Raw genomic sequence first — 17,380 nt, 5'->3', positions numbered from 1 at the left:
ACCCATAGGGGATAAAAATGGCGTTATTCAGGCACCATAAAGGAGGCCGAGAACCAGATAGAGGATAAGCGATGTGCCAAGGGCGAGGCCCATGGGAAATTTCTTGCCTTGCTCCCAGCTGGTCCAATGGGGGGCCAGACGGCGCAGGGGTGTCATGCGGGCGATGCGGTGGGTGACGAAAGAGGCCAGAAGCACGGCCATAAATAACACCAACACCAGCCGCAGATCCCCGATGGCCACATAAGGCGCGGCAGCGGCGAGGAATTTACTGTCGCCCGCGCCCATGACACCAGCGGCGTTAAGCACAATGCCGACAACCAAAACGATGCCAAGACTGGCGAGCCGCCACAGGTAAACATCAAAGGGCAGGGCGATCAGCCCTACCACCACAAATACCGCAGCCAACGCCAGATTGGCGACATTCGTGATCTTCATGCGCGACACATCTGTGTAGACGACATAAAGGCAGATCGGCACCACGAAGGGTAGAAACCATGCAGCGGCGTAGGCAGTGATCGCCATGGGTCAGGCTTCGAGTGCGGCGAGGGAGCGTGCGGCGGCCTCGAAGTGCTGGGGATGCGTATCAATTGCCTGACGCAGCAAACCTTTGCCTGTCTCGACATCGCCTTGCTTGATCGCGGAGAGGGCGAGGGTGTGTAGCAACTGCGCGCGCTCGGTCTGGTCCATGGGAACGACGGGCAGGTTGTAATTGCGCTGGGCGCCGCGCGCCAGAACGAGGTTGTTCTTGGCCGTAAACAGCGAGGCATCCTGCGCTACAGCGCTGGTAAACAGACGCTCCGCATCTTTGAAGTCGCCGCGCGTCAGCTTGGAATAGCCCCAGTTGTTTAGCACAGGCGCGGGCGCGGTGGTCAGGCCCACAGCGATCTCGTAAAAGCTGTCTGCTTTTTTCCATTGCTGTTTGCTGTCAGCGACAATCGCCTCAAGCCGGTAGCGTTTGAATGTCTCATGTGTGGGCGGGATGGCTGTCAGGGTCTTTTCCGCACCCGACCAGTTGCCCGAGCGGATCATGGCATCGGCCAGTTCAACGCGGTCATCATCTGTCGCACCCTCAAGCCCAACGGTGCGCTGCCATGCGGCGGCGCCTTCATCGTGGCGTTTTGCACGGATCAGGGATTGTGACAGGCCGCGGTGGAATTCGATGTTTTTGGGTTGCTCTTTGACCACACGCTGGAAATAGCTGACTGCCTCGTTGGGGTCGCCGACTGTCAACATGACGTCATTGAGGTTCGCATCGTCAATGACGTTCACGTCCTGAAACGCGCGCTCGACGGTTTCTTCGGCGTTCTGCTCGGCGCAGGCGGCCAGCATCGTGGCCCCTGCCAACAGGGAAATCAAAACGGAATGGTGGCGCATGTTTGCGTCCTTTACTGCTTCTGCCTCATACAGGTGCATTCGTCGGGGGATATCGCCGTGCCTATTTTTAGGTCACAGCCCCGAGCGGATCAGGTAGTCGGCCGATCCACGGCGCACCAGTTTATAGTCGTTGGTATTACCCGAAGATGTACCAGAATTTTCGGATTTTTCGAGTGCCAATCGCAGATTGTCGCGGATTGAGACACTTTCGCCATTGTCGAGCGCGAAAGCCTTGCGAAATATCTGTGTTGCATCGGCATTTTTGCCACGCTCCATGAGCACAACGCCCAGATTGTTCCAGATTTCGGGACTGGTCGCGTCCCGCTCAACCGCGCGGCGCAGCAGGGTTTCGGCCTGACCCAAGCGGCCCAACCCCAGATTGGCTGTGCCAAGGCCCGATAGAATCTCGGCATCGACGGTGCCACGGTCAATCGCTGCACGGTTGAACGAGCGTATCGCAAGCTCGTACTGGCCCGAGGCGACGAGCCGATGCCCTGTCTCGAGATTATCCGCGCCGTTTGCGCGCAGATCAACGCCCGGTGCATCCAGTTTACTGGTATCACGTGGCGCGAGGATAGATGTGCCAAAGCCGCCCGGTGAACAGGCGGCTAGAGCTGGTATTAGGATCGCGAGGGCAGCAAAGCGCCTCGATCGTGATGTCATTAGTTCGCTCCAGGAGCACCCATTTCGCCCATTTTCGAGATGCCCATGACCGAGGGACCAACAAGGATGATCAGCAACGGCGGCACCGTGAACATCATTGTGGCAAGTGTCATCTTGGTTGGCAACTTGTTTGCGGCTTCTTCTGCGCGCATTACGCGTTTGTCCCGCATCTCGGCTGCATAAACGCGCAGGGCATCTGCGATGGATGTACCAAAGGCGGCCGATTGGACCAATACGGTGACGAAGGAGGAGACATCCTGAACCCCGCATCGCGTCCCCATGTCGTTGAGGACGTTGACCTTGTCTTTACCCGCCTTCATTTCCTGCGCGACGACTTCGAATTCATCCGACAGCGCAGGGTAGGAGGCCTTAAGCTCACGGGCGACGCGAACGATACACTGATCCAGCGACTGACCGGCCTCGACACAAACCAGCATCATATCGAGCGCATCGGGAAAACCGCCCTCGATCTCTTCTTTGCGTGCGCCGATGCGGCGTGTGACCCAGTATTTGGGTAGGTAATAGCCAATCGCACCGGGGCCGATTGTCCACATCATGGTCTTTTGTGTGGTCATCTCGACCTCGACGATGATGTTGGTATAGACCACACCGATGATCAGGCCGATGATCCCCAGCGCCATCTGCGCAAAGTAGAACATGCGCACCGCATCGCGTGACTGATAGCCCGCCTGACGCAGCTCAAGCTGCTTCTGGCTCATTTCCTCGACGTCTTTTGGTTCAAGGAAGGTCGCGAATTTCTCCAGCTGGGCGTTGCCCTCTTTCTGGCGCAGCGTTGCGGGCGCGTCGCCGCCGCCTTTGCGTGGCGCGCTTTCCTGCCGCTTGAGCTTGTCCAGCGGATCTTCGGGTTGGTTCATCATCATGGCGACGGTCGCCAGCACCAGAATGGTGCCGATCACGCCGAGGATAATGATAAGACCAAATGGCCCCATGACATCCGATATGGCTGTGTTGATGGAGTTGAACATGACTGCCCCTTACACTTTGATGTTTGTGAGCACGCGCATCACAAGAAGGTTTACGCCCAGAAAGATGCCGACGAAGAAGCATGCGGGGATGAAGTAAGGGGTTTCCTTGACCTCGTCGTAATAGTTGGGATCACCCACGCTGATCACCACAAGCGCCATCAGCGGGAAAGCCGACAGGAACTTGCCCGACCACTTCGCCTCGGCCGTGATTGCCTTGACGCGGCGAAACAGGCGGAAGCGGGCGCGGATCACCTTGGCCAGACCCGCGAGGATTTCGGCGAGGTTACCACCTGATTGCTGCTGGATGGTCACGGCGACAGCGAGAAAGCGCATGTCTTGCATGTCCAGCCGCTCTGCCATGTCTTTCAGCGCCTCGCCCACATCGCGGCCATAGGCGGCCTCGTCCGAGATTACGCCGAATTCGGATGCCAGCGGGTCCTGAATTTCTTTGGACACAATCGCCAGCGCGTTGGTGAACGGGTGGCCTACGCGCAAACTACGCACCATCAACTCAACTGCGTCGGGCAACTGCTCTTCGATGAGGGCCATACGTTTGTTGGCCTTCATGGATATCCACATGAATACCGCGCCAACACCCATCCCCACAGACATCACCAGACGCACGGGGGCCTCGGTGGCGGTGCCGATGGTCAAACCCAGAAATACGATCACTGAAATGCCGGCCATCACCAGCAGCAATTGCTGCGGGGTAAAGGCAATCGCCGCCTTTTGCGCCTTGTCCGACAGAAGGGAATAGAGCGGGATTGTCCGCGCTTTCATGTGCTGCTGCATTTCCTTGCGCAGCTTGTCCAACACCTCTTCGCGGCGCTGGCCCTTCTCTAGCATCTCAAGGCGGCGGTTAACGCGGCTGTTCAGCGAGATGGATTTGCCGAAGGCAACAAGATACAGGCCCTCGACGAGCACAAGCACGCCGATAAAGATCAGTCCGTAGATGATTGGTTCTGCACTCATGGTCTTGGTCCTTTATGCACCTGTGTGGCGCGTCGTTGGGTAGGTCGTGGCATTATTGTGCGGCGATCGGCTCATAAATCGAGGATGGCAGATCATAGCCCCACATGCGGAAACGCTCGGCGTAGTGGCTGCGCACGCCAGTGGCCGTGAAGTGGCCAATAATCTTGTTGTCGGGTGTCAGGCCTACGCGCTGGTAGCGGAAGATCTCCTGCATGGAGATCACGTCCCCCTCCATCCCGGTGATTTCGGTGATGGATGTCATGCGGCGCGAGCCATCCTGCAGACGGCTGGCCTGCACGATGAGGTTCACAGCAGATGAAATCTGGCTGCGCACCGCCTTGAGGGGCATTTCGATACCGGCCATGGCGATCATATTTTCCAGACGCGATACACCGTCCCGAGCAGAGTTCGCGTGGATCGTCGTCATGGAGCCGTCATGGCCGGTGTTCATGGCTTGAAGCATATCGATAACTTCTTCGCCACGTGTCTCGCCAACGATAATGCGGTCAGGGCGCATACGAAGGGCGTTTTTCAGACAGTCGCGGGGCGATACCTCGCCTTTGCCTTCCACGTTTGGCGGACGGCTTTCCATCCGGCCAACGTGTGTCTGTTGCAGCTGGAGTTCGGCCGTATCCTCGATGGTCAGGATGCGTTCGGCGTTGTCGATGAAGGACGACAGCGCGTTGAGTGTGGTTGTTTTACCAGAACCCGTACCACCCGACACGATCACATTGAGGCGCGTAGCTACGGCGGCTTGCAGATATGCGGCCATCTCTTCGGTGAAGGCACCGAATTGCACCAGATCGTCGATGCCCAGCTTGTCCTTTTTGAACTTACGGATGGAGACGAGGGAACCATCCACAGCAACGGGCGGAACCATCGCGTTGAAACGCGAGCCGTCTTTGAGGCGCGCATCGACGTATGGGTTGGATTCGTCCACACGGCGACCCACGGCCGATACGATCTTGTCGATGATTCGCAGCAGGTGACGCTCGTCCTTGAACGTCACATCCGTCAGCTCCAGCTTACCAGAGCGTTCTACAAAAATCTGTTGCGGACCGTTCACAAGAATATCGTTCACGGTTTCGTCTTTGAGAAGTGTTTCAAGCGGGCCGAGGCCCGTGACTTCGTCATAAAGCTCGGAGTTGAGGGTGATGCGGTCCTCGCGGCCCAGCACGATAGATTTCTCTGCCAGATGCTCGGCAGAGATCGAGTTGATCTCGGCGCGCAGATCCGCCTCTGTCGCATGCTCAAGAGCTGCGAGGTTGAGGTTGTCGAGCAGAACGCGGTGCAGTTCCAGCTTGATGTCGCCCATGCGCTGCTTGCGCTTGACCTCTTTGTCGATGGCAGCAGGGGCTGCGGGCTGTGACGCGCGACGCATGGAGGCTGATGCGGCAGGTTTTGCCACCTCTATCGGTGTTACCGTGGCCTCTGCTGCCGGGGCGCTTTCCGTCTTTTTGTACTTGGAGAACATGTGGTGGTGCTTTCTATACTCGAGGAGGCGTGGCGTTTACGCCGCGGCGGCATCCGCATCGCGCAGGCTGTGGATAGAGGCGGCCAGTTTGACGATCTCTTTGCGCAGTGGGCTTTTTGGGGCAGAGGCCGCAAGCGGCATCCCGTGATCATTGGCCTGGGTGATCGGCTTGCCACCATCGGGCAGTTGCAGATCAATGCCGATGGCAAGGCTCTCGGCCATGCGCTTGACGCGGCTTTTGGCGTTCAGATCGGTGAATTTCGGCGCGCGGTTCAGTACATAGCGCAGCTTTTCAATCGGCAGCTCTTCAGACTGTAGCGCGCGTTTGAACCGCAGCGTGTTCTGGGCGGAGCGCATATCCAGCTCTAGCGTGGCGAAATAGATATGCGCTGCTGTCAGCACGGTCTCGGACCATTGCACCAAGGTAGAGGGCATATCGACAATCACATAGTCAAACTGGTTGCGGGCCATATTCAGCACGCGCTCAATGTCTTCGGCAGTGATCAGATCCAGCGGCAACATGTCCGATGGCGCTGTCAGTACGCTCAGCTTCTCTTCATAGGTCAGCAGGGCCTGTCCAAAAATCTCTTCGTCCATGCCTTCGGTATCTGACAGCATTTCATAGACGACCTCGCGGCGGGGGAGATCAAGGAAGGTCGAGACTGATCCATACTGAAGATCAAAGTCGATCAGACAGACGGAAGGGCCGCCCGTTGTCTCGATATTGGCCAGCTCCCATGCGAGATTGACGGCCAGCGTTGTGGCACCTGTGCCACCTGCCAGACCATGCACCACGATCACGGCGCCGTCTTTTTGCGCGCGTGCATCCAGCGTGGTGCCACCTGCGGCCGCCGCGGGGGCGGGGGGCGGTGTGCGAAGACGCTCGATCGCTTCGGCCAGCTCCCCCTCGGGGAGCGGGTAGGGGACGAATTCATCCGCGCCCTGACGCAACAGGGAGTGCAACGCGCTGGGCGTCACATCCTCGGCGATGAGAATCACTTTTAATCCACGCGCTTTGGCCTGGGTGATGATCTCGGTCATCAGAGGCATGTTTTCCTCGTCCGCATCATCCATCGCGAGCGCGATAAACTCCATACCGTCTGCTTCGGGCTGTCCGAAGAAGGCGAGGGCTTCGGCGAAGCCCAGATCGCCCCAGCTTTCGCCCAATGCGCTTTCCATATCTTCGATCAACAGATCGAAGTTCTGGACATCGCGGCTGACTGTGCATGCCAGGATTGCGTCCGTGGCGGGTTGTGGCATTACGCTGCTCATTGCCTTGTTCCTTCTATCAAAGGGCAAACCCTGCCGGATACGCTCGGAGTGGGAGCGGCGTGCGGCGTGGTGGCCCCCTGCCGGATCTCGGTCCGGACAGAGTTTTCTCGTTGATAGAGGTATCGCAGCGAACTGGGGCGAGATTGGGGCCGAAAAGCTGCGATTGTTGGGTATCTTGAAACGATCACAGGGATCAGAGGGGGATTAGCCCACGCGCAAGAGAAGGCGGAAACAATCAAAAGCCACCCCGAGGGATGGCTTTTTTAAATTAAATTAACGGCTTATTCGGTCGCGATGCCTGTGACGGCGCCCGATGACAGTGTTGTCGCAGCAACCGAGCTGCGCACGTAGTCGCGGTAGATGATCTGGGCGTATTTGCCGTCCATTACCGTTGGGTGACGTTTCACGAAACCGCTTACTTCTGTGACTGTGCGGCGGTTACGACGCTCGCGGCCTTGGGTCACAACCAGTGGCTGTGTCTCGCCGAACGATACGACCGCTTCGAGACGGGAGCGGCTGATGCCTTGGGTCGAAAGATAGCGCACAACGGCGTCCGCGCGGCGTTTGCCCAGATGTTTGTTTGCCCGATTCGACCCGACGGCGTCGGTGTGGCCGTATACTTTGAAACGGATTTCAGGGAACTGCCTGATCCAGCTGGCCTGCTTGCGCAGGATTGCTTGGGCATTTGCATCCAACTGAGAGGAATTGAAGGCAAAGTTCACCGTGCTGTCGACCTCGGAGGCAAAACGCTTTGCCAAATCAAAGGTATACTGACGTTCGCCCGTCATGACCAAGCGGTTGTTCAGCGTGGCATTGCCGAAATCACCTGTGTCTACCAATGCACCCGCTTCGGAATAGAATTGGGTATAAACCGGATCGGTGCTGGTGGTGCAGGCAGAAAGCCCCACTGCGGCGGACAGCAGGCTGCCTGTGATGATGTGCCGTTTGCTCATGGGGTTCACTGTCTTAATCCAATACGTAGCCATATGACCCGGTAAAGTCCTGCTTGGCAACCTCACCAGCAGCGCCTTTTTTCGGCGTGCGGGTGCCAGCGGCGGTCCGACCGTACAAAAACAGGTCTTTTTCCGTCGGTGGTTTGATACGGTCGGTTGGCAGGGCCAATGCTTCGCCGCGCGTCGGCGTCACAAGATGCGAGCTGATGATAATGACCAATTCGGTCTGGCGGCGCTGGTAGTTGGCCGAGCGGAAGAGCGCGCCCAACACCGGCACATCGCCGATCCATGGCAATTGAGACGAATTATCGCTGAAATCATCCTGCAACAGGCCTGCAATCGCAAAACTTTCGCCATCGCGCATCTCAACCGTGGTTGATGTCTCGCGCCGAGAGAAGGCTGCAACAGAGAAGCCGCCATCAAGCGTGATGCCGTTGGCCGGATCAATAGCAGAAACGGCTGCCTTCAGCTCAAGATTGATGAGGTCTTTGTCCACCACGCGGGGGATAAAGGACAGCTCAACACCGAAGGGTTTGAACTCAATAGATGTTCTGCCGTCTGATTGGGCAACAGGGATGGGGTATTCACCACCCGCAAGGAACTTGGCCTCTTGGCCCGAGAGGGCGACGAGATTCGGTTCTGCCAAAAAGCGGACAACGCCTTTTTGCTCAAGTGCCTCGAGCAGGATGCCGACCTGGGTCGATCCTGCGTTGAAACCGAACAAGATAGCGCCTGTGTTTGTGTTTGTGTCGGGTAGGGCGCCTGCAATCGCGGCAGTACTGCCGCCATTCGTGGTCAGACCACCAGTACCTGCGCGCACGCCCAGATCACTGCCGATGCCGCCACTAAGTGAAAGCGACGAGCTGAGGGATTTGGAAACGGACCGCTGCATTTCGGCAAAGCGCACTTTGAGCATGACTTGCTGGATGCCGCCCACGCTCATCAGGTTCGAGACACGCTCTGGCGCGTAGCGCTGTGCGAGTTCGAGGGCGCGCTGGAGCTTTTGTGCAGAAGACACGATGCCCGACAGCACGATACCATCGTTGGCAGAGCGTACTTCGATCTTTTCACCCGGAAGAATCTGGCGCAGACGCTCTTTGAACTCCGACAGGTCGGGGGTGACTTGCACCTCGACGTTGGTGATCAGACGCCCGGCTGCATCAAACAGCGTCAGCGTTGTTGTCCCTGGCGATTTGCCCAGCACATAGATCGTGCGGTCAGACAGCGAGGAGAGGTCCGCAATGCCGGGGTTGGCAATGCTCAACTCCGCAAAGGGTGTGTCGCTCTCTACTACAATGGCGCGGTTAAGCGGCACCTGCAGTTTGGAGCTTGTACCGCTTTTGACCACGCGCAGGTTGTCCGCGTGAACAGCCGTTGGGGCGGTCATCGCATAAGCAGATACGCTCAGCGTCAGCCCCAGCAGGGCTGCCTTAAGAAATCTATCAATTTTCATGTGACCTGCCTTTTTGATCACGCCTCAAAATAGGGTCTTTTTGCCCGTCGTTTGGATAACTCTGGGGCAATTCCGATTTTATTGCAAGAATCAATGCGTTCGCCTGCTGTCCTGTTGTGGATAAATGGCAACAGGGGGCACATGCAAAACGCCGCCCCGCATCCGGAGCGGCGTCTCAATACTTACGTAGATCAGGAGGTTAGCCCTGAAAAGGGATCAGTTTGTGCAAGGAATGGGCAGGTTCACAACCTCGGCACCGCGGCGTGTACGAATGGTACATACCTTCTCTTTGGCGATGACTGGTGCCTGTGCTTCTTCTTCGATCCCCAAAAGGTCTTGCTGGTTCACTTCAATATTGCTGGCGATCTCGATATCGTCACCTGCGCCAACCAAGGACAGCGACAAGCGGCCAGTGGATTGGGCCTGTGCCAGTGACGCAACCTGATTGGGGTCTACAGCCACTGTTACGGTGCGGGCGATGCGCGCACCTTCCACGCTGCCGGAGCTTTGGTCGACGGCAATCAGCGGAACGCTCGATTCAATCAACTTGGTGACTTCCTGACGGCTCTGGCCGTTGCCGACACGGCCGGTCCAGTAGACATCTACGCGGTCGCCGGGACGTAGAAAACCGGACACGCCAGAGGATACGTCAACCGATATTGCAAAGGCCCGCATGCCACGCTCGAGGCGTGAAGTGAGGCCCGCGTCTTCACCCGGTTTGGTTACTTTGATGTCCAGCAAGGCCTCATCTTTCTCGATAGGGCGCAGGACGATCCGTGGTTTATCTGTGTTTTCAGGGAAAATCGCCGCCAGCTCTGTAAAATGGCCCTCGGGGAGGGCGGCCTTTGGGAAATCAACGACGCGTACATCGTCTTTGGTGAGTTTTTCACCGTATTCGAGTTTCCGTGTCACGACGAAAATCTTTTCTGTCGCAATAATCTGTTGCTTTGCGGCTTCTGCGCGCGCAATCGCGTTCTTGTATTGGCCGATCTGTCCTTTAGCGAGATACACCGCGCCGCCAGCCAACGCGATGCCGACCAACAGCACGAGCCCAAAAATCATACGCATTTTGTGTTCCTCTTTACCTCAAGGTTCGGGGTGACCCGAACGGTTTTCGCTCTCCGACTATTTTGCCGGTTGATTGTGGTGATTTTAGGACCCGAAGGGGCAAATCACATGCCAGAGGCGCCGTAAGCAGGCGGCGCCCTTTAGCTGTCGAGATCCATCAGATCTTCGATGTCTGTATCGGTCAGGTATTCACCGACTTTGTTGCCAACGCTTTGGCTGCCTTGCTGGATTGACGCGAACGATGCAATCGCAAGCCCGCAAACAGCAGCTGTCAGGACGACCCAGTCCACGGTTACGGCGCCGTTTTCGTCGGCGTAGAATGATTTGATCTGGTCAATCATAAGAGATCTTTCTGTACTGTGGTCGCGTGCAGCGCGAGGCCAAAGAAAAAGGGGACTGCATTCCATGCAGAACGCAGCCCCCTGATAACAGGCGATAGCCCTAGGCTATCAGCCGATGCGCCGATTACTCGGAAACTGGTGCACCAACTTCGCCGATTGTCTGGCCGCCGAGGAAGGTGGCGGTGTTTGCTGTCATGTCGGCTGCGCCGGACTGGATGGAGCCGTAGGCAGCAATCGCCAGGCCAACAACCGCAGCTGTCAGAACAACCCAGTCAACTGTTACTGCGCCGTCTTCGTCATTGCGGAAGTTTTTTACGAATTTCATCATGGTAGTATCCCTCCAAAGGATTTTAAGGTTTTAAGTTTCCAACCCTGCCTTGCGTTCCGACCCGCTCTCATTCAGGCCTGCTCGACTTGGTATGACGCTATATAGCTGTATGAATGGGGCATGAATTTGGCGGCAAATGCGGCTTTTGCAGTGGCAATGAATAATTTTGGATAAAAACTACCAAGTGTCTGATTCTAAGCGTTTTATTAGTTTTGGGTTTTTAAAAATGGTTAACGCATGCGGCGCAAACACCCCAATTGAGGCAAAATCGCCATAATCCAATGCCTCATTTACTGGATTGAACGCGGTTTTTGCGCGATATTAGCGAAAAAAGCAGACAAAAAATGAGAGCAGGCACAGTGAAATCACTAATTTCAGTTCTGGCGATAGGTGCCGCACTTGCTTTTGCGCCTCCAACAGCGCCCGTTTGGGCAGAATCCCCCCCGCCGTTTCCCGATTTTAAGCCGAAATTTGTAAAACCGCCCAAAGCAGGGGCCAGAAAACGGGTAAATGTACAAATAAATCGTCCTTCCCCTGCTGTGGGGGCCGAATCTGTTGTGGCTGCTGCACCTTCTGGCGCGATCACGCGGCCCAAGGCAGGGCAATATGATTGGTTCTGGACCAAAGTCTCGCCAGCGGCATCGGATTCGGGGCCAGGGCGGTTGGAGAAAGCGATGGTAACGCTGTCGGGAGCCACTTCTAAGGTCGCGGCACCCCGTCTCCAGCATATGCAGGACATCGCAAAGCTGCACGGCGTGGATATCCTCCGCTCAACCATCGGGACCAAAGTGTCACCTGCGCTGGCGCTGGCTGTTATCTCTGTAGAATCGTCTGGTCGTGTTGATGCGGTAAGTAGTGCAGGTGCCCAAGGGCTGATGCAGCTGATGCCCGCCACTGCCAGCCGCTTTGGCGTAGAAGACAGTACTGTGCCGCAACAGAACATCGCGGGCGGGATCAAGTATCTGGATTGGCTGATGGGCGAATTCAGCAATGACCCGATTTTGGTGTTGGCAGGGTATAATGCAGGTGAGGGATCGGTGCGTAAGCACGAGGGTGTCCCACCTTTCCCGGAAACGCGCGATTATGTGCCGAAAGTGCTGGCAGCGTTTCAAGTGGCCAAAGGCCTGTGTAAAACGCCGCCCGAGTTGATCTCGGACGGCTGTGTTTTCGCGGCAATGAACTAGACGTCGAAGGCGTCAGCCCAATCAGGGTGTTTGCGGCGCATGGCGTTTACAAACGGACACAGCGGAACAATCAAAAAGCCCTCGGCCCGCGCATCTGCAACCAACCGTTCGACCAGACGCAAGCCTGCGCCCGTTCCGGCAAGCGCCTCTGCCACGGCGGTATGGTCGGCAATCACCCGCGTTTCGCCCATGCGCGAATAGGTCAGGTCGGCCTCGTGCCCGTCTTGCACCAGCACATAGCGCCCTTTGCTGCCGTCCTGTTCGCGGGTGATTACAACTTCAGACAAGTGTTGCTTCGGTCGCTGCGCGCAGCTCTTCCTCGGTCACGCCATCCGCGCATTCTACAATGCGCAAACCACCTTCGACCACGTCCAGTACGCCCATATTGGTGATGATACGGTCAACCACACCTTTGCCCGTCAGTGGCAGAGTACATTCCTTGAGCACTTTGCTTTCGCCATGCTTGTTGGCGTGATCCATGACCACGATCACGCGGCCAACACCAGCAACAAGGTCCATCGCACCGCCCATGCCTTTGACCAGCTTGCCGGGAATCATCCAGTTCGCCAGATCGCCGTTTTCGGCCACTTCCATAGCGCCCAGAATAGCTGCAGCGATTTTGCCGCCACGGATCATGGCAAAAGAGGTCGCAGAATCGAAATAGGCCGTGCGGTCCATCTCGGTAATGGTTTGTTTGCCCGCGTTGATCAGATCGGGGTCTTCTTCGCCCTCATAGGGAAAAGCGCCCATGCCCAGCATTCCGTTTTCCGATTGCAAGGTGATGTCCTTGTCACCGACATAGTTGGCCACCAGCGTTGGAATACCAATGCCGAGGTTCACATACATGCCGTCTTCAAGCTCTTGTGCGGCGCGTGCCGCCATTTGATTGCGATCCCACATCTTATGCTTCCTCACGTTTGCGCGTCGTGCGCTGTTCAATACGTTTCTCATGCTCACCCTGCACAATGCGGTGCACGTAAATGCCGGGTAGGTGGATGTGATCGGGATCGAGGCTGCCTGTCGGCACGATCTCTTCTACTTCTACCACGCAGATTTTGCCGCACATGGCGGCGGGCGGGTTAAAGTTGCGCGCGGTCTTGCGGAAGATCAGATTGCCTGTCTCGTCCGCTTTCCATGCTTTGACGATGGCTAGATCGGCAAAGATGCCTTCTTCGAGGATATAGTCCTGACCGCCCCAGTTTTTCACTTCCTTACCTTCGGCGATCACGGTGCCGACACCTGTCTTGGTGTAGAACCCCGGAATACCGGCGCCGCCTGCGCGCATCCGCTCGGCCAAGGTGCCTTGGGGGTTGAACTCCAGCTCCAACTCGCCAGAGAGATACTGGCGCATGAATTCCGCGTTCTCACCCACGTAGGAGGAGATCATCTTTTTCACCTGCTTGGTCTGCAACAGGATGCCGATACCAAAATCATCAACGCCTGCGTTGTTGGACGCAAACGTCAGATCCTTGACCCCTGCATCGCGGATCGCGGCCAGCAGCAATTCGGGAATGCCGCACAAACCGAAACCACCCGAGGCGATCAACATGCCGTCCGTGAGGATCCCGTCTAGGGCCTCTGCGGCGGTTGGGTAGATTTTCTTCATGTCATAGTGCTCCCCTGATCGGTGAAATGATTGGGGAGGTTGTGACGCGGGGGCAGGGTAGTGTCAATGTTTGCGCCGCACTGCAGCACGCTTGCCCGTCAGAGCAGACGGACCTGCGTGCCGACGGGTGTCATATTAAACAGCTCTTCAATGGCGAAGTTATAAAGGCCAATGCACCCTGAAGACGACAATCGTCCGATTTTGCGCGTGTCGTGGGTGCCGTGGATCAAATATGCGGGCCACGTCAGATACATCGCATGGGTCCCCAGCGGGTTGCCGGGGCCGGGGGGCATATATTCCAGCGTCGGGTCTTCTTTCAGCATATTGGGAGTTGGGGTCCAATCGGGGCCGACGCGCTTGCGCACGATCTCGGTATAGCCGCGGCGGGTCAGTTCATCCGTGCGGGGAACAGAGCTGGGGAAAATTTTATAGGTTTCGCCATCACCGCTCCAGAAATGCAGCGCGCGTGAAGAAATATCGCACAGGATCGCACCTTTGCCCAAAGACTCGAAGTGATCCTGCCAACGCTGGGTGGAAAAGCTCATGATATTGCGGCGGACGGGCTGTTGCGGAAGGATGGGTTGTGGTGTCTCAACCGCCAAAGCGACGCTTGGCGCGGACAGGGCGGCACCTGTTGCAGCAAGCATGGTGCGGCGTGTGAAAATTGGTTTTGTCATTGCTCGGCCCCTCTATGTGGTCTGTTCCCGCACAGATGGGCAGTCCCAGCGAAGATGCAAGATGGGTCAGGTGAATTGACGTGAATGTGATGTTGTGCGTTTGCGGCCCTGACATGTTTCAGAGCCGCATTGTCGCTATGCTTCCTTGGCGGCTGCGGTTTTCTTCACAGCGGCTTTTTTCGCTGCCGGTTTCTTTGCAGCGGGCTTTTTCTTGGGGGCTGCCTTCTTCTTGGGGGCAGCTTTCTTCTTTGCAGCAGGCTTCTTTTTGCCAGCTTTCTCGGCTCGCTCGTCAATCAGATGCACGGCTTGGGCCATCGTGATTTCTTCGGGATCAACTGTGTCGGGGATGGTCGCATTGATCTTTTCCCACTTCACGTAGGGACCGTATTTGCCCTTCATCACATTGACGGGGCCGCCTGCTTCGGGGTGTTCGCCCAATTCGCGCAGGGGAGCTGCGGCTTTGCCTCGCGCGCCGCGTGATGCAACCTTTTCCGCCAGCAGCTGCACCGCACGGTTCATGCCGACGGTAAACACCTCGTCAAGCCCTTCAAGATTGGCATTTGTGCCGCCCCTATCCGAGGTAGAGGGAGCATGTTTGAGGTAGGGGCCATAACGCCCGATGTTAGACCAGACCATGATCCCGTCCTCGGGGTGCGGCCCGATTTCGCGCGGCAGCGAGAGCAGCATAAGTGCGCGCTCCAGTTCCAGCTCTTCTGGGGGCCATTCTTTGGGCACCGACTGGCGCGGCGGTTTGGGTGTCTCTTCTGTTGCGGCACCGCGTTGCACATAGGGGCCAAAGCGGCCCTTGAAAACGCGAATCTCGTCGCCTGCATCTTCGCCCAGCAGCTTGCCTTCGGGCGGGATGGCCGATGCTTCCGCCTCGGGATTGGGCGGTCCGAAGGGGCGGGTATAGCGACACTCGGGGTAATTCGAGCAGCCAATGAAAGCGCCGCCGGACCGCGCGGTGCGCATGCTCAGGCGGCCAATCTCGCAGTTTGGGCAAAGGCGCGGATCGCTGCCATCTTCCGTTGCTGGAAAGAGGTGGGGGGCCAGAACATCGTTGATCTTTTCCAGCACTTCCGTGATCCGCAGATCAGCTGTCTCGGCAATGGCGGCGGAAAAATCGTTCCAGAAGCGGTGCAGTACTTTCTTGTACTCCGCGTCGCCCGCGCTGACCTTATCCAGCTGGTCTTCCAGATCGGCGGTGAAATCATAGCCGATGTATTTGCGGAAATAGTTCTCGAGGAAGGCGGTTACGAGGCGGCCCTTGTCCTCGGGAATCAGACGCTGGCCTTCGCGGCGGACATAGCCGCGATCCTGAATGGTGGTCACGATGCTGGCATAGGTGGAGGGGCGGCCTATCCCCAACTCTTCCATCCGCTTGACGAGTGTCGCCTCGGTATAGCGTGGGGGCGGCTGGGTGAAGTGCTGCGCGCCCAGAACGGCGGCGTTTTCAGCCAGCAGTGCGCCGGATTTGCGCTGCATGCCGCTGGGTTTTGGCGCGCCTTGATCGCCATCATCCAGCACATCGCCATCCACAACGGTGCCTTCTGCCTTGTCAAAGTCAGCTTGCAAGCGGGCTGGAGCCGCCTTTTTCAGCGTGTCACCCTTGGAAATCTGGGGCAGACGCTTTTCATCATCATCCGCCACATCATCGCGGCCTTCTTCATAAACGCGCAGAAAACCGTCAAAGAGCACAACCTGACCCGTTGCACGCAGGGTAACTTGGGCATCTGGCGAGGAAATCTCGACAGTCGTCCGCTCCATCCGCGCGCTTTCCATTTGGCAAGCCAGCGTACGTTTCCAGATCAGATCATAGAGCTTGCGCTGGTCACCATCCATCAGCTTCAGCGCATCCGCGTCTTTGGACATCTCGGTGGGGCGCACGCATTCATGCGCCTCTTGCGCGTTCTTGGCTTTGTTTTTGTAGATGCGCGGTTTGGCCGGCACATATTTGTCACCATAGCGGTCGGCAATAGCACTGCGCGCCATGTCCATGGCTTCGGGCGCCATATCAATGCCGTCTGTCCGCATGTAGGTGATGTGGCCCGCTTCGTAGAGACGCTGAGCCGTACTCATCGTTTGGCGCGCACCCATGCCGAATTTGCGGCTGGCCTCTTGCTGCAAGGTCGAGGTCATAAAAGGCGGGGAAGGGTTGCGCGAGGCGGGCTTTGCCTCAACCGAGGACACGCTCAGATCACGGCTCGACACGGCCTGAACTGCCATTTCTGCCTTGGTGACGCCGTCCAGATCGAATTTATCCAGCTTCTTACCGGCAAGCTCGGTCAGGCGTACTTCAAATTCCTGACCCGCAGGTGTGGCCAGCAACGCCTTCACACTCCAGTATTCACGGGGGCGAAAGGCCTCGATCTCCATCTCGCGTTCGGTAATCAGGCGCAGGGTGACCGATTGTACGCGGCCTGCCGATTTTGCACCGGGCAACTTGCGCCACAAAACGGGGCTGAGATTGAAGCCTACAAGATAGTCCAGCGCACGGCGGGCCAGATAGGCCTCCACCAGTGGCATGTCGACCTGACGGGGGTTTTTCATCGCCTCTGTGACGGCTGTTTTGGTGATCGCGTTGAACACCACGCGGCTGACAGGCGTGTCTTTCTTGATTGATTTGCGGGCGGTCAGCGCCTCTTGCAAATGCCAGCTGATCGCTTCGCCCTCGCGGTCGGGGTCGGTTGCGAGGATAAGTTCGTTGTCGTCTTTCAGCGCATCGGCAATCGCCTTCATGTGCTTTTTCGAGCCACTGTCGATCTCCCAAAGCATCTCGAAATCGTTGTCTGTGTCGACCGATCCGTTCTTGGGGGGCAGATCACGTACGTGGCCATAAGATGCCAGAACTGTGAAATTATCGCCGAGATATTTGTTGATTGTCTTGGCCTTGGCGGGAGATTCGACAACGACTACTGGCATCTAATTACAGTCCTTCGGGGGAATTTACGCGGCGTCTTGGGCCTTTGTCATGTGGGATGCAAGGGGTCTTTGTCAATGCAAGGCGCAGTCGGTGTGCTGTGATCGTA

Annotated in this window: 18 protein-coding genes; 1 reads left to right on the top strand and 17 read right to left on the bottom strand. The window is 57.2% G+C overall.

Annotation, left to right across the window (positions count from 1 at the left end):
- Positions 1-27: 27 nt before the first annotated feature.
- The 12 genes from Q0903_RS11035 to Q0903_RS10980 all read right to left on the bottom strand — a co-directional run bounded on the left by Q0903_RS11035 (position 28) and on the right by Q0903_RS10980 (position 10,884).
- Positions 28-522: a prepilin peptidase gene (locus tag Q0903_RS11035; RefSeq protein WP_299415177.1), complete on the bottom strand. Its 495-nt coding sequence runs from the start codon at positions 520-522 to the stop codon at positions 28-30.
- A gap of 3 nt (positions 523-525) precedes the next feature.
- The gene (locus tag Q0903_RS11030; protein WP_299028754.1) at positions 526-1,374 is read right to left on the bottom strand and encodes a tetratricopeptide repeat protein; all 849 of its coding nucleotides are present in this window, start codon (positions 1,372-1,374) and stop codon (positions 526-528) included.
- Positions 1,375-1,446: 72 nt separating this feature from the next.
- Entirely contained in the window at positions 1,447-2,037 is a 591-nt protein-coding gene (locus Q0903_RS11025; RefSeq protein ID WP_299028758.1) for a tetratricopeptide repeat protein, read from the bottom strand.
- Complete coding sequence (locus Q0903_RS11020; RefSeq protein WP_299028761.1) at positions 2,037-3,023, bottom strand: type II secretion system F family protein; 987 nt, start codon at positions 3,021-3,023, stop codon at positions 2,037-2,039. Before Q0903_RS11020 ends, Q0903_RS11025 begins: the two co-directional genes overlap by 1 nt.
- A gap of 9 nt (positions 3,024-3,032) precedes the next feature.
- On the bottom strand, positions 3,033-3,995 hold the full coding sequence (locus Q0903_RS11015; RefSeq protein ID WP_299028764.1) for a type II secretion system F family protein: 963 nt from the start codon (positions 3,993-3,995) through the stop codon (positions 3,033-3,035).
- A gap of 52 nt (positions 3,996-4,047) precedes the next feature.
- On the bottom strand, positions 4,048-5,469 hold the full coding sequence (locus Q0903_RS11010) for a CpaF family protein (protein ID WP_299028767.1): 1,422 nt from the start codon (positions 5,467-5,469) through the stop codon (positions 4,048-4,050).
- A gap of 36 nt (positions 5,470-5,505) precedes the next feature.
- Positions 5,506-6,741 (bottom strand): AAA family ATPase, encoded by a 1,236-nt coding sequence (locus tag Q0903_RS11005; RefSeq protein ID WP_299415174.1) that lies wholly within the window; start codon positions 6,739-6,741, stop codon positions 5,506-5,508.
- 281 nt (positions 6,742-7,022) lie between these two features.
- The gene (locus Q0903_RS11000; protein ID WP_299415173.1) at positions 7,023-7,694 is read right to left on the bottom strand and encodes an OmpA family protein; all 672 of its coding nucleotides are present in this window, start codon (positions 7,692-7,694) and stop codon (positions 7,023-7,025) included.
- A 13-nt stretch (positions 7,695-7,707) separates the two neighbouring features.
- Positions 7,708-9,147, bottom strand: coding sequence for a type II and III secretion system protein family protein (locus Q0903_RS10995; RefSeq protein ID WP_299028776.1), 1,440 nt, complete (start codon positions 9,145-9,147; stop codon positions 7,708-7,710).
- Between the two features lie 216 nt (positions 9,148-9,363).
- Complete coding sequence (gene cpaB, locus Q0903_RS10990) at positions 9,364-10,215, bottom strand: Flp pilus assembly protein CpaB (RefSeq protein ID WP_299415171.1); 852 nt, start codon at positions 10,213-10,215, stop codon at positions 9,364-9,366.
- Between the two features lie 140 nt (positions 10,216-10,355).
- The gene (locus Q0903_RS10985) at positions 10,356-10,556 is read right to left on the bottom strand and encodes a hypothetical protein (protein ID WP_299028785.1); all 201 of its coding nucleotides are present in this window, start codon (positions 10,554-10,556) and stop codon (positions 10,356-10,358) included.
- A gap of 124 nt (positions 10,557-10,680) precedes the next feature.
- On the bottom strand, positions 10,681-10,884 hold the full coding sequence (locus tag Q0903_RS10980) for a hypothetical protein (RefSeq protein WP_299028788.1): 204 nt from the start codon (positions 10,882-10,884) through the stop codon (positions 10,681-10,683).
- 344 nt (positions 10,885-11,228) lie between these two features.
- On the opposite strand from Q0903_RS10980, the gene Q0903_RS10975 reads away from it, so the two are divergent.
- Complete coding sequence (locus Q0903_RS10975; protein WP_299028794.1) at positions 11,229-12,068, top strand: lytic transglycosylase domain-containing protein; 840 nt, start codon at positions 11,229-11,231, stop codon at positions 12,066-12,068.
- Here Q0903_RS10975 and Q0903_RS10970 read toward each other — a convergent pair.
- From Q0903_RS10970 to topA, 5 genes are all read right to left on the bottom strand, one after another.
- Positions 12,065-12,355, bottom strand: coding sequence for a GNAT family N-acetyltransferase (locus tag Q0903_RS10970; protein WP_299028797.1), 291 nt, complete (start codon positions 12,353-12,355; stop codon positions 12,065-12,067). The two genes, Q0903_RS10975 and Q0903_RS10970, sit on opposite strands and share 4 nt — an antisense overlap.
- On the bottom strand, positions 12,348-12,968 hold the full coding sequence (locus Q0903_RS10965; protein WP_299028800.1) for a CoA transferase subunit B: 621 nt from the start codon (positions 12,966-12,968) through the stop codon (positions 12,348-12,350). The genes Q0903_RS10970 and Q0903_RS10965 overlap by 8 nt, the downstream gene beginning before the upstream one ends.
- Position 12,969: 1 nt before the next feature.
- Positions 12,970-13,674, bottom strand: a complete 705-nt coding sequence (locus Q0903_RS10960; protein WP_299028803.1) for a CoA transferase subunit A — start codon at positions 13,672-13,674, stop codon at positions 12,970-12,972.
- 98 nt (positions 13,675-13,772) lie between these two features.
- The gene (locus Q0903_RS10955; RefSeq protein WP_299415168.1) at positions 13,773-14,351 is read right to left on the bottom strand and encodes a L,D-transpeptidase; all 579 of its coding nucleotides are present in this window, start codon (positions 14,349-14,351) and stop codon (positions 13,773-13,775) included.
- Between the two features lie 135 nt (positions 14,352-14,486).
- Positions 14,487-17,273: a type I DNA topoisomerase gene (topA, locus tag Q0903_RS10950; RefSeq protein ID WP_299415166.1), complete on the bottom strand. Its 2,787-nt coding sequence runs from the start codon at positions 17,271-17,273 to the stop codon at positions 14,487-14,489.
- Positions 17,274-17,380: the final 107 nt, after the last annotated feature.

Origin of the sequence: uncultured Sulfitobacter sp., from assembly GCF_947502895.1 — a bacterium.
Classification (GTDB): domain Bacteria; phylum Pseudomonadota; class Alphaproteobacteria; order Rhodobacterales; family Rhodobacteraceae; genus Sulfitobacter.
This window is presented reverse-complemented; position numbering and strand designations above follow the sequence as displayed.